The 13,470-nt window shown below is 44.2% G+C and carries 11 protein-coding genes and 1 riboswitch; of the genes, 1 reads left to right on the top strand and 10 read right to left on the bottom strand.

The window, feature by feature from the left end; genetic code table 11:
- Positions 1–35: 35 nt before the first annotated feature.
- The 10 genes from IGI41_RS04225 to IGI41_RS04180 all read right to left on the bottom strand — a co-directional run bounded on the left by IGI41_RS04225 (position 36) and on the right by IGI41_RS04180 (position 12,740).
- Complete coding sequence (locus IGI41_RS04225; RefSeq protein ID WP_430611526.1) at positions 36–2,714, bottom strand: LPXTG cell wall anchor domain-containing protein; 2,679 nt, start codon at positions 2,712–2,714, stop codon at positions 36–38.
- 880 nt (positions 2,715–3,594) lie between these two features.
- Positions 3,595–3,954 carry a DUF1304 domain-containing protein gene (locus IGI41_RS04220; RefSeq protein ID WP_430611524.1) on the bottom strand — a complete coding sequence of 120 codons (360 nt, stop codon included), beginning with the start codon at positions 3,952–3,954 and terminating at the stop codon, positions 3,595–3,597.
- A gap of 2 nt (positions 3,955–3,956) precedes the next feature.
- Entirely contained in the window at positions 3,957–4,244 is a 288-nt protein-coding gene (locus tag IGI41_RS04215; RefSeq protein WP_430611522.1) for a putative quinol monooxygenase, read from the bottom strand.
- Positions 4,245–4,267: 23 nt separating this feature from the next.
- Positions 4,268–4,903, bottom strand: coding sequence for a nitroreductase family protein (locus IGI41_RS04210; RefSeq protein WP_430611520.1), 636 nt, complete (start codon positions 4,901–4,903; stop codon positions 4,268–4,270).
- Positions 4,904–4,919: 16 nt separating this feature from the next.
- Positions 4,920–5,327 (bottom strand): MarR family winged helix-turn-helix transcriptional regulator, encoded by a 408-nt coding sequence (locus IGI41_RS04205; RefSeq protein ID WP_430611518.1) that lies wholly within the window; start codon positions 5,325–5,327, stop codon positions 4,920–4,922.
- 176 nt (positions 5,328–5,503) lie between these two features.
- A complete protein-coding gene (locus tag IGI41_RS04200; RefSeq protein WP_430611516.1) occupies positions 5,504–8,161 on the bottom strand; it encodes a cation-translocating P-type ATPase in 2,658 nt (885 codons plus the stop codon).
- 626 nt (positions 8,162–8,787) lie between these two features.
- The gene (locus tag IGI41_RS04195; protein ID WP_430611513.1) at positions 8,788–9,366 is read right to left on the bottom strand and encodes an ECF transporter S component; all 579 of its coding nucleotides are present in this window, start codon (positions 9,364–9,366) and stop codon (positions 8,788–8,790) included.
- Between the two features lie 6 nt (positions 9,367–9,372).
- Complete coding sequence (locus IGI41_RS04190; protein WP_430611511.1) at positions 9,373–10,347, bottom strand: nucleoside hydrolase; 975 nt, start codon at positions 10,345–10,347, stop codon at positions 9,373–9,375.
- Positions 10,348–10,372: 25 nt separating this feature from the next.
- Positions 10,373–10,417, bottom strand: a riboswitch (PreQ1 riboswitch).
- Positions 10,418–10,592: 175 nt separating this feature from the next.
- Complete coding sequence (locus IGI41_RS04185; RefSeq protein ID WP_430611509.1) at positions 10,593–11,501, bottom strand: cation diffusion facilitator family transporter; 909 nt, start codon at positions 11,499–11,501, stop codon at positions 10,593–10,595.
- A 144-nt stretch (positions 11,502–11,645) separates the two neighbouring features.
- Positions 11,646–12,740 carry an LCP family protein gene (locus tag IGI41_RS04180; protein WP_430611507.1) on the bottom strand — a complete coding sequence of 365 codons (1,095 nt, stop codon included), beginning with the start codon at positions 12,738–12,740 and terminating at the stop codon, positions 11,646–11,648.
- Between the two features lie 360 nt (positions 12,741–13,100).
- On the opposite strand from IGI41_RS04180, the gene IGI41_RS04175 reads away from it, so the two are divergent.
- On the top strand, positions 13,101–13,463 hold the full coding sequence (locus IGI41_RS04175; protein ID WP_430611505.1) for a hypothetical protein: 363 nt from the start codon (positions 13,101–13,103) through the stop codon (positions 13,461–13,463).
- The last annotated feature ends 7 nt before the right edge of the window (positions 13,464–13,470 follow it).

The following is a 13,470-nucleotide window of genomic DNA, read 5'->3' as shown; positions in this document are numbered from 1 at the left end:
GGCAAACGAACCAACTGCTCGCTAGTAGCAATCAATTATCTTTTTTTGCGTTTATAAAAACCTAGACTCGTAAGAATAGCGCCAAAACCTAAAGCAGATGTAGCCGCTCCACTGCTCACTTCGTTTGTCTTAGGCAACTGTTTCCCTGAAGTGCTTGATCCAGAAGAACTTCCTTTGTTTCCGCCAGAATTGGTACCATTCCCATCAGAATCCGCATCGGCGTCAGCATCCGCATCAGCATCAGCGTCAGCATCGGCATCAGCATCCGCGTCCGCGTCGGCATCGGAATCTGCATCGGCGTCAGCATCTGCGTCGGCATCCGCATCAGCATCGGCATCAGCATCGGCGTCAGCATCCGCATCAGCGTCAGCATCCGCATCAGCGTCAGCATCAGCGTCAGCATCGGCGTCGGCATCCGCATCGGCGTCAGCATCCGCATCCGCATCAGCATCGGCGTCGGCATCGGAATCTGCATCGGCGTCAGCATCGGCGTCGGCATCCGCATCCGCATCCGCATCCGCATCCGCATCCGCATCTGCATCGGCATCCGCATCGGCATCGGCGTCAGCATCGGCGTCGGCATCCGCATCCGCATCCGCATCCGCATCGGCGTCAGCATCGGCGTCAGCATCCGCATCGGCATCGGCATCGGCGTCAGCATCCGCATCGGCGTCAGCATCGGCGTCGGCATCCGCATCCGCATCAGCGTCGGCATCGGCGTCAGCATCAGCATCGGCGTCAGCATCGGCGTCGGCGTCGGCATCAGCATCGGCATCGGCATCGGCGTCAGCATCAGCATCCGCATCCGCGTCGGCATCCGCATCGGCGTCAGCATCGGCGTCGGCGTCGGCATCCGCATCGGCATCCGCATCCGCATCGGCGTCAGCATCTGCATCGGCGTCGGCATCAGCATCGGCATCCGCATCAGCGTCAGCATCCGCGTCGGCATCAGCATCGGCGTCAGCATCCGCATCCGCATCCGCATCCGCATCGGCGTCAGCGTCAGCATCCGCGTCGGCATCAGCATCGGCGTCAGCATCTGCATCCGCATCCGCATCGGCGTCAGCATCTGCATCCGCATCAGCGTCAGCGTCGGCATCAGCATCGGCGTCAGCATCAGCATCTGCATCGGCGTCAGCATCGGCATCCGCATCCGCATCCGCATCCGCATCGGCGTCAGCATCTGCATCCGCATCAGCGTCAGCGTCGGCATCAGCATCGGCGTCAGCATCAGCATCTGCATCGGCGTCAGCATCGGCATCCGCATCCGCATCCGCATCCGCATCCGCATCCGCATCCGCATCTGCATCGGCGTCGGCATCAGCATCTGCGTCGGCATCAGCATCCGCGTCGGCATCAGCATCCGCGTCGGCGTCAGCATCGGCGTCGGCATCCGCATCCGCATCAGCGTCGGCATCGGCATCAGCGTCAGCATCCGCGTCGGCATCGGTATCAATATCTCCTAGTGTAGAAGTACCATTTTGGTTGTATACTAAATAAGAGCGATGTCCAGTATTTGATAATTCGAACGTACTTTCTCCGCCAAGAGCCAAATCTATATATAACTCTACTGTCGTGTTAGAAATCGAAATATCGGGATCCCCTGAATTATTATTAATCGTTAGATATTCCCCAACTGATACTTTATCAATGGATACAGACGCTAGTTCAGGATTGCCAGTCATATAAATATATTGACCAAAGGATGTATTTGAGACGTCCACAGATGTCAATTGTCCTGTAACCATGCTCGCAGCCAAATAAAGATCAAATTCAGAGTCTTTAATGACCAGTGATTGTAAAGATGTCAACCCATTTACATCCACCAGATTTGCAGAAACACTATCGTAGATAATACTTGTTGGACTATCCACACGAATCAATACCGTACCAACAGAATTATTTTCTCTAACAACTAATTGATTCCCAGAATAAGAAGACCATATTTTTTTCCCTGCGACATCATAAGTAACACCGTCAACAGTGATCACACCAGCTTCCACAAACTCACCTGGACCCGCTGGAGATGAAGCTGTTTTACCATGCCACGTATAATTCGTGCTCAAATCATGAATCGTACTATTGATTGCTGGTGTGCCACTTCCTACATAACGAGAGTCTTCAAACTGCATTTCAAAATCTGTAGCATTACCTGTAGCATAAACTTTGTACTCCGTTATTTGCGCCGTATCATTTTTAAAATCACAATCAATCGCTTCAGCCACGCTAAGAATAGCATTACCACTAATGTGCAATATCCTATCAAATGAAGAGCCTTTGATTGTTAGAGTAGGCAAGGAATCATTATTGATTATATAAAGCATATTCGGGAAAGAACAGTTACTGATAGTCAAACTTGTTAAACTGGATAAATTTTGAAGATAAGCAATACCAGAAATTGACAGATTGTTTAATTCAATCGATGTTGCATCCGATAAAGAATAGGTTTGTCCATCAATACTCAGGCTTCCATTGGCAGGTAAACTTACACTAGTACCCGCAGTGACTGGAATCACTTGATCATCAATCCGGATGTATCCATCAGTTGTAACATCTACTCCGTACGTGATTTCTTGAGCATATGCTGACAAATTTTCTGAGAATAAACTTGGTCCAAAAGCGCCATAAGTGATCGCTCCGATTACCAACGCTTGCGCGATTTTCTTCTTTCTTTTTTTGATTTGCATCATTTTTTTGTAGTTATTTTCCTTCATCTATTTCCTCCTTTTTTTTATGAGAAAGCAGCCATACAATCCAACACTTACGTTATTTTTGATAAAAGAAAAAGTATAAAAATAAAATCTTATTTTATTTAAGACTTTATTCATTCAATTTTAATGACTTTTATCAAAAATATAAATAAAAATCTTCCTTATTTATAATAAAAAATTTGCTTTCTCATAAAAAATTATAATTGGTATGTTTTTTTTAGTCAAACAATAACTAGTTCTATTTTATTTTTATAAATATTATATTGTAATTAAATAATACGAACAAAAAATAATTGCTGTAATCCAACCTTCATACTCACTGATTTTTTTTAATCAAACTCAGCTTTTTATGAGAAAATTAAAAAACAAAAATGTGATAAGTATCACAAAAAAATAACGCATGAAATGAATAAAAAAATGCTGTGTTGCTCCATAAAATAGCAAACCTTTTATCCATAAATATTTGGTTGATTATGATGATATATGCCATATTTAGGATAATGATTGACATGATCAAGTGAGGTAAATCCAACCTGTCAGTGAATGGTTGAGGATTTTTTTGCGACAAAAAAAATTCCTTCTACATTGAACGATGATCTTCACTCGTCCAATATAGAAGGAATATCAATACTATAGCTCCCTGTTCCAACGATCAAGGATCGTCGGTTACAAACCCTAACTATTCTTGCCGGATCCCCAGGCATTCGTCCATCGCTGTTTCACGAGTGACCGATTCTGATTCTTCAGTACTTGTCAGCCTTTAGCTGGGCTTGCCGTTTTTACCCATTAACCGGTGCTGATGAGCTGACTTTTTTTGTTGAGATGCCAGTTACCGGTCAAATCGAGGCCACGTTTCTATACTGTTACCTTTTTTCAAAATCTGTTAAAAAAATGTCGTGATCAATGCTACTATCGCCAATCCGCCTTGTGTCAATATAATTTTCTTGTCACTGGTCAGACTGCCATAAGCGGCCACAAGGATGATGCCGATCAGTAAGAGACGGGCAATTTCTAAAGACGCTTGGGCAAAGGTCACACTGTAAATCAGGCCCACACCGATCAGGCCATTATAGACACCTTGGTTTTTGAACAAAGTTTGGACAACTGGTTGTTTTCGATCAGCAGGTTGAAGATTGAAGACTCTTGCTGTGCTGTCAGACTTGGTCATGATGGTTTCTAAATACCAGATATAGAAAAATTCGAAGGCGACCAAAATGATCAATACGATACTTAGTAGGCTCATGCTTATTCTCCTTGATGGGTGACTGTGATTTCGGTGGGTTTGGCCGCGAATTCTGGCATTTTTTGGAATAGATGCTGCAGTTCTGGTGTTTGATTGTGGGCTTCGATCGCTGCTTGATCGGCCCATTTTTCTACCATCACAAAACGATTGGCTTCTTCGATCGATTCATATAAATGATAGCCGCGACAGCCTGCTTCTGCTCTGGCCGAAGCCAATAATGGTTGAACAGCTGCCATAAAAGCCGTTCTTTGTTCCTCTTTGATATAAAATACGGCATTGATGATTTCCATTGTGCATACCTCCGATGCTATTTTTATAAAAATGTCGTGATTTGGGCTGCGTCTAAGCGGACTGATTCATACCCTAGTTCTTTGGCTTTCCCAACAGACAGGATCATCACTGGTACATATCGTTCTTTATCTAAGCCAAATGCTTCCGCCAATTGATCCGCTTCGAAACCACCGATTGGATTGGTTTCATAGCCATGGGCACGAGCCACCAACATGAATTGCATCGCTGCTAAACTGGCGTCGATTTTCACGACATCACTCATCTGTTCTTTGGTGAGTTGTTGGTAATGAGGGATAATAGCTGCCAATTGTTGGTCTCTGACTTCGACGGGCATTTTGCCCTCTGCTACCGCTTTGTCATAGATTTCTTCCCCCATTTCATAACACTGCAGATCACCAAAAACCAAGACCATTGCTGATGAGGTATCATTTTGACGAACATTGAAACGGATCAATGGTTTTAAGCGGGCTTTTTGTTCATCGCTTTCCACAACGACAAAACGCCATGGTTGCATGTTGACTGCTGAAGGAGCGGTCGTTGCTTCTTGAATCATTGTCAGCATTTCTTCGTGTGGGATTTTATAGGTTTCGTCGTAAACACGAACGGATTTTCTGCCAAAGGTAATGTCTGCGAAATTGTTATTGCTGTATTCTGTCATTGATATTGTCCTTCTTTCATTGAATGAGTTTGGTTAATAATGCTTCCAGTTGGGCTGCTTCTGCTGGCGTCAAATTGATGCCTAAACTATCTTCGTCTTGGGCATGCTTGCGGGCACAAGAAGTGAGTCCTTGGGATGCTTTTTCTGTCAGTTCGACAAAAATTTCGCGGTTATTGTCTTTGTTGCGCATCCGGGTCACAAATCCTTTGTCTTCCAAAATCTTCAGATGCCGCGTCACAGCAGCGCTGTCGATCAAAAGTTCTGTCTGCAGCTGGTTTTGGGTACAGCGTGTTTGAAGCTGCAAAATATGTAAGATTTGATACCTTGTCAAACTAAAGCCGGTCTCTTTTTCAAAGGCAGCTGTGAGTTCTTGATTGGCAATTTTCAACTTATACAAGATATTGCTTAAAGTAGCCAATTCCATATTTCTACTCCTTTCACTATTGACTTGTCAACAGTTGACTCGTCAATAGTAATCTTTTCAAGCGGATTTGTAAAGCATTGTGTTCAATTTCTGTTGAAAAGACAAAAAACCCCGCAACAAGGTGCGTTGCGCGGTCGGTTTGTCCCTGTCACTGACTGTTGCCAACAGGTGCCTGCTTATTTTAATTGAAAGGTTTTTTTCAATCCCATGACCACTAGCGTGGAAATCGCGGCAGCGATGAAGAGGATCCCCCACGTACCGGCTTGGATCGGTACGGTACCTAAGATTTCATTCATAAAGGGCACGTAGACTGCCGCTAATTGCAACCCAACAGATAAAAGCATCGCACCGACTAAGACTTTGTTTTTGACAAATGACTTGTCTAAGCCAAAGCCACTGCTTTTACGCACATTGAAGATATGCATCAACTGGGCAATCGCCATAAAAGTGAACGTTGCTGTTTGGGCATATTGCAATTCATGGTTGGTGTACATCAAGTAGCTAAAGAAACCAAAAGCCACCAAACCAATCACGACACCACTGAGTATGATACGGCCTAAGAAACGCTTATTGACCAAACTATCTGCCTTTGAACGTGGTTGTCGCTTCATGATGTCGTCTTCAGCCGGCTCAAAGGCTAATGCCATCGCTGGTGCGATATCGATCACCAAGTTCAAGAACAAGATATGCAGCGGTTGGATCGGAATCGGCATCAAGAAAATCACACTCAAGAAAATCGTAACGATCTCCACCATATTACATGAGAACAAGAAGGAGACATACTTCTTGATATTATCAAAAATGATCCGTCCTTCTTTGATGGCATCTACGATCGTGCCAAAACGATCATCTGTTAAGATCATATCAGAAGATTCCTTGGCAACTTCTGTACCACGAATCCCCATCGCAATCCCGATGTCTGCGCCATTTAAGGCTGGTGCATCATTGACCCCATCTCCTGTCATCGAAACGATGTCGCCTTCGGCTCTCAATGCCTCGACTAATTGTAGTTTGTTTTCTGGTGAGACACGGGCAAAAACAGCTACTTCCTCGATCCGTGCATTAAAATCTGGTTCTTGGAACAAATCATCGATTTCTTTGCCCGTCATTGTTTTGTCATGGTCTTTCAAGCCAATTTCTTTGGCGATCATCGACGCCGTTTGCGGGTGGTCACCGGTGATCATTTTGACACGGATCCCCGCTTCTTGTGCCACTTTTACGGCTTCCTTGACATCCGTCCGCGGTGGATCGACGATGCCGGCAAACCCTTGGATCTCGATATCATGCAAGGCTTCACGCAAATCGGCTTCTTCGGTGCCGCCTTGGTAATCATTGATTTGACCAACTGCGATCACGCGCTGGCCGTGACTTGCTAAAGTACTGTTGTATGCTGCCAACGCCTCAGTCGTTTTGGCATCCGTATTGGCTAAATCGATCAAAACATCTGGCGCACCTTTGATGATCAGCGTCCGCGTGTTGCCTTCATAGACGGTCACCATAAATTTATTGTCTGAATCAAACGGCATTTCTGCAACTTTTTGCAACCCTTGCGCTTCTGCAGTTTGACGATCAAGCCCTTCTTTTTTGCCTAAAACAACAAAGGCACCGTCCGTTGGGTCACCAAGGATCTCAAATTGCCCCTCATTTTCGCGTAATGAAGCCGTCGTACATAATGCACCATTGCGGATCATCTCATGCAAGGCTTGCTGCTCTTTGACATTGATTTCATTGTCATCGGCATCGTAGAACTTGCCATTGGGTTCATAGCCATTTCCTGAAACCGTATAGGCTGAGCCATCACTTAAAATAATTTCAGCAACTGTCATTTGATTTTCTGTCAACGTACCCGTTTTATCGCTGGCAATGATACTCGTCGCCCCTAGCGTTTCTACGGCGGACAATGATTTGACTAACGCTTTGTGCTCGGCCATGATCCGCATGCCTCTAGACAAGGTGATCGTGGACACAGCTGGCATGGCTTCTGGAATAGCAGCAACCGCTAAAATAATCGAAATATGGATCATTTCCACAAAAGGTTGATCCGTTAATAAACCTGCGATCAAGACTGCTATGGCAGCAAAAAGTGCGGCAATAATAATGGCTTTGCCTAATTTATCTAATTCAATGTCTAACGGTGTCCGGCGTTTCTTGTCGCCGGTCAACATATCGCTGATTTTGCCGACTTCCGTCTCCATCGCTGTTTCAGTAACCACGGCATAGGCATTGCCGCGGGTTGCAGCAGTTCCAGCATAGACTACGTTTCGGCGGTCACCTAAAGGCATTTCTTCGTCATACGCTGCATTGGCATCTTTCTCAACAGCTTCTGACTCACCTGTTAAGGCTGATTCGATTGAAGCAAAGTTGCTGCTTTCCAAAAGACGGGCATCGGCGGCGATCGCATCGCCTTCTTCTAATACTAAGATATCTCCTGGGACGATCTGTGCCGATTCAATCTCGGTCACTTCTCCATCACGAATCACTTTTGCGGTAGTGTAAATCATGTCTTGCAAGGAATCGATCGACTTTTGTGCCCGTAATTCAGTGATAAAACCCGTCATCACGGCAATCACAACGGCGATCAGTACGGCAACCCCTTCAATGGTTTCCCCCATCGCAAAAGAGAGTAACGCGGCTGCAAGCAATAAATAAACAATCAAATTGTTTACGTTGTCCCACAGCAAATCCCACACACTATGGGATTCTTGTTGCTGGATCGTGTTTTCTCCATATTTTTCTAATCGTTGGCTGGCGCTTTGTGCGTCCAGGCCTTGTTTGCGGTCACTATCAAAGTGCTGCAAGGTCTCTTCAGTCGTCTGCTGGTAAAAATTGTCCATAAAATTCCTCCTTTTATTTTTGGTATGGCTTTTTGGCACCGATCACTGGCTGTTTACAGCCCGATATTTTCTTACAGATCACGTTTTTGGCATGACAAAAAATGGCTTCAAGATAAGTAACAGACTTGTGCTTGGAGTCATAACGGTCATACGGACATCGTCATCTACAAAGGGAACCACCATTCATTGTACCTCTATAATCGAATCAGAACGCTTGTGAAAAAAACACATACCCTATCCTTAACTTATCATGGATCAAGGGTTAGGTAAATAATTTTGCTTCACAAACCAAGTAAAAAAACAGATGTTAGGAATCGATCATTTTCCATACAGACAAAAAGAAAGCGCAATCATTTTAACCCATATACAATCCTATCCTATCGGCCATGTCTCGTAATTTCTTATCTTATCAAGCATCTTGTAATTTAAAAGGTTACAACAATGTCGGTTTTTCTTTTCTAACGAATGATTCATCCATCTACCTTTATTATACCAGAAAAAAAACAGCAATAAATATTGGTTTATTTGCCCTATTTGCATAAAATGGTTACTTATTTTTTACTTCATTTATTCAACTTTCAGTACAAAAAGCAACGTATCCAATCAAGAATACGCTGCTATCACTTTTATACGCGGGTAAAGAATGCACTGCGTTTTGGCAACAACAACACGACAGCTGCAACGACGGCTACTGACAACAAGCGATCCAAATAATCCGTGCCCACTTGGACCAAAATCACTGCAATCGTTTGATTGAAGCCTAACCCATGAAGCACTTGGACGATCATGCTGGAACCGGAAGAGGTGATACCGCCGAATAAACGGACGGTGATAAAAGAGGACACCAAGGTGCCAGGCACCGACATAAGCAAGGCCAGTCCAGGCAATTTCCAAGAACCTTTTTTGATGATTTTTCCTTTTAGTAAAAGGCCAGCCATTATCCCGGTCACGATTTGAACTGGCGAATAGTATAGAGAGAAAATATCCGTCGTGACCCCACTAAGGACACCACTGCTTAATCCAGTCAGCAGGCCGATGATTGGGCCGCCTAAAGCACCAGCAAAAATCGTGCCGATGCTATCCAAATAAATGGGCAATCTTAACCATAAGGCGATAGTTCCCCCTAAGAAGTTGATTGCTATCGATAGTGCCATCAAAGTCAGTATTCTAACATTGAATAGTGTGTTGTGCTTGTTTTGTTTCATGATTGATCATCCCATCTGAAGTTTTTCTAGATCTGCTTCGATCGTTTCTTTTTGTGCATTTAAGAGAACGGTCAAAAACTTCTTGAAAAACTGACGAGAATCGACGTCAGTCAATATTTTGCTATTGGCTGTTTTTTGCCAAAAATCATAGCGATCCACCAATGTCTGCCCACGACTGATCCCTTTCGTTTCAACAGCTGTATAGCTGGTGAAACCGTGGCATAGGGTATCATCGATAAAGTAGGCGATTGCCAATGGATCATTGATCACACAGCCGAGAATTCGTTCTTGCTGCCAATGGAAATCGACATAAAATCGGGTGATGTCCCTCAGAAAGCCGCCCGTATCAGGATCAACCTGGCAACAATACTCGATCAACGTAGGGGTAAAAACGATTTCCCTCGTCACATCCAGTCCGACCATCTCAATGCGCTTGCCTATTTTTTCAAACACAAGGGCAGCCGCATCGGGATCACACCAATAATTATACTCAGCTACTGGCGAGCAGTTGCCATGACTTTTATAGGTGCCTCCCATGGACACAAAGCGGGCCATGTGTTGTCCCATTTTGGGATTCAATTGCAACGCTAAAGCCATATTGGTCAAAGGACCTAAGGCAATCACGGATATCGGTGCGGCTTGGGCAAAGGTTTGCGCCAAAAAGCTGGCCGCATCTTGGGCTTCAATGGTTTTATCGCTGGATATTTGGATATTGGTTTCGCCTAAGCCATCCATGCCATGGGTATCTTGCGCACTGATAAATGGCTGTTTCAAGGGCTGCTTTGCGCCTTGATAAATCGGGATATCCAAACGATCCAAGCGTTCCAAACATTTGATGACGTTCTTTGTCCCGATGTCTACCGGTGCATTGCCGCACACAGTGGTGATAGCCACCACATCGAGCTCTGGCGCTTTGATTGCCAGCATCAACGCCAATGTATCATCGATACCCGGATCACAATCAATAATCACTTTTCGCATTTATTTCCAACCTCCAATCTTTGAGAGATACTTAGTTTTTTAGCCTGGGAAGTTTTCGAACCAGTCCAAGACAATGTCTTGATTTAAATGCACGTTGATAGTATAACATTTTCAGTTATAAAAAAGTGGCTTATTTTTGCTTTGTTCTTTTTTATTTTATCCCCGCACAAAAAAACGCCCCTCTCGTACAGGCGCGTGTAGGCATTTTCTTTAAGGAGCAACGATAAACTTACGCTATGTTTTCTTCACAACTCTTGCGTTTCAATATAACAATAGATTTTCAGTTGCGGCATTGCTCTATGAATGGCTGATTCGATTTCATCTATCAATTCATGGGATTTCTCAGATGCTTGTCGTTCGATCACGATATCCGCCACGATCAATAATTCATCGGGACTTAAATGCAAAGTCCGAAGGTCATTGATTGTCACGACCTCAGATCGTGCGAAACACCTGTTGATTTTGGCTAGATCTTGCTGCGAGGCGCTCTCCCCCATCAATAAACTGTAAAATTCTTTCGCCAAAAATACGGCAGCCAACAATAGTAAGCATCCACCCAGTATGCCACCTAGGGAATCGAAAAGCGCATTGCCTGTCATCGCCGTCAACAAGATCCCTGCCAGCGCAATCCCGACACTGGCTAAGGCAAAAATATTTTCGGTAAAACCCAGCAATAGATCCGCATCACGGCTGTCTTTCAAGAAGTGCAGCAACGACAACCCGCGGGTGTTTTCGTTTTTGATTTCTCGATACCCGCTTTGTACGGCGGTCACTTCTATATACAAACTGACAAATAAAATGGCCACAACAAACTGGATATGTTCTACTTCATGACTAGGATCGAACAAATCACGGCCAGCTTCGATCACTGCAAGTAGGCCGCCGCCAAAAAAAGCCGTCATCGCCACCACAGTGCTGAAAAAATACGTTGCACGTCCTTCGCCGAATTGGTGAAGCGCACTGCGACCGCGTTGGGCGCGTTTTTCACCGATCACCAGCAAGCCTTGATTGAGACAATCAATGATACTATGGATACTTTCATTCATCAGTACGGCACTGCCGCTGAACAAAAAGCCAATCAGTTTGATCGCAAAACCTAGTAAATGGGTCAATAGCACGATACTGCGGGCTTGTTGCGTCTGCTGCTCTTCCATAAGAGAACTTCCTCTCAGCGTTTTTTCTCATCCTTTGATTCAAGCATACCACCACCAAACCAATAGCGGTACTATTGCGCTCTTGCTGTAATCTAAGGCAACAAAAAGCCCCAACAGGATTTTGCCTGTTGAGGTTCTGATTGTCTAATAGTTATACTCTGTACCTGTATCCGTGGTTCCTGTGCCATCACCCGTATCGGTACCTGTTTCTGATGTTGTCTCTGTATCCGACAATTGGCCTAAAGCCCTCAGCATATCGTTACGGACTGCTGTATAGGAATAGTCTTGGATATAGACGACCGATTGACCATCATATGATGTGCCATCATACCATTCATAGGTATGCTTTTCGATGTCGAACCCTGAAAGCATATTGCCGGCCAATGAAACCAAATCTTCAAATTTGAAGTTGGTGTTGACATCTTCACTGACTGAATCAAGGATTTGTTGGTATTTGGTGACATTATTGATTTTCAAGGCTTGACTGATGGCGGCTTCGATCACTTCTTGCTGACGATTGCCGCGATCAACGTCGGTATCCATTTTACGAATTCTGGCAAAAATCAATGCCTGTTCTCCATTCAGCAACTGACGCCCTTTAGGGATCAATGTTTCTCCTGTATTGTCTGATGTATATTTTTTATTGATATCATACGGTACATCTACAGTTACACCGCCAATGGCATCGATGATTTTCTCAAAACTGGTAAAATTGATATTGACGTAATAATTGATCGGTAATTGCAGATAGTTTTGCACCGTTTCAATGGTGGCGTCTTCTTCACCAATCGCAAATGCGCTGTTGATTTTGGCGGTGCTGACGATCGTGCCATTTCCAGTCCCGTCATAAATGTTGGTCCAAATGTCACGGGGAAGACTGACCATATCGATTTTCTTGTTTTCACCATCATAGACCATGTAGATCAAACTGTCCGCCCGCGTACTATCTAAGTGTTCTGTTTTCTCACGTTCTGCGTCATTGTCGACCCCCATCAGTAAGATACCGAATTTGCCATCAACGTCTGATGCTTTTAAGCTATTGTCTTCACTATCTTTATTGGACGTGATCACTGCAGATTCTTTGAACATTTTATCTACAGAATTTTTAGCAGCATAATAAGTATAGCCCGCAAATAAAAAGACTCCTGCTAACGCAACAAGTAGGACCCCCACAATGATTCGTCGCTTGTTTCTCTTTTTAGATGCTCGTTTTCGGCTGTATTTCGTCTTTCTATCCATAATGCCTCCTTCATTTCTCCTCAATTGCTCTCCCCGATTGTACCAGAATTTTTGATATACGCCTATTTTTTTAAGAAGTTTTATCATTTTAACAGTGTCTTTTGAAACAACTGTAATAAATAACGGCATTTATTATTTGAATCGCTCCTTTTTTTGACAAAAATGATAAACAAAAATGTGTCATTCAGTCAACAATCATCTGAAAAAGCCGATTCTTGCAGTTTTTTCATTTGGTGCTTCTGGTATTTCTTGCTATCATCAAGATACATTGATATGCAATAGAAGGTTTGGCGCTTAGATGCTGCTGGAGCTACGTTGATTTTCTATTGCTCGATGATGAGGTAAAAGGAGATTTGCAGCATGTTTATTTTGACGAAAAAGGGATTACAGCACTTGGCTGATCCCTATATCACCGATGGTTCTGTCATGGCCTATGGCAACTGGCAGTCTTTCAACGCGCCAGCAAGCCGCTGTTTGCTCGTATTAGATGATTCCCACTTACAGATTTTATCACTGAACCTCTTTTCCACAAAAGTACTGTATACCCAAACGATTCCTTTGGCTGAACTAGAAGCAATCCAACTCAAGCAGTATGTTGCAACAGCCACGTTCCATTTTGCCTATGCCAAGCAAGGGTATCGGTTTCAATTGCCACTGGCCATTCTGCCCTTAGGAAATGGGCAAGCCGCTTTTCTCACCCGCTGTCAAGCGCTGGTGAGGTAACTATGCC

Source organism: Enterococcus sp. DIV0876 (assembly GCF_050529585.1).
Taxonomy (GTDB): Bacteria; Bacillota; Bacilli; order Lactobacillales; family Enterococcaceae; genus Enterococcus_D.
The sequence above is the reverse complement of the archived record's forward strand: the minus strand, read 5'-3'. Positions and strand labels throughout refer to the sequence as shown.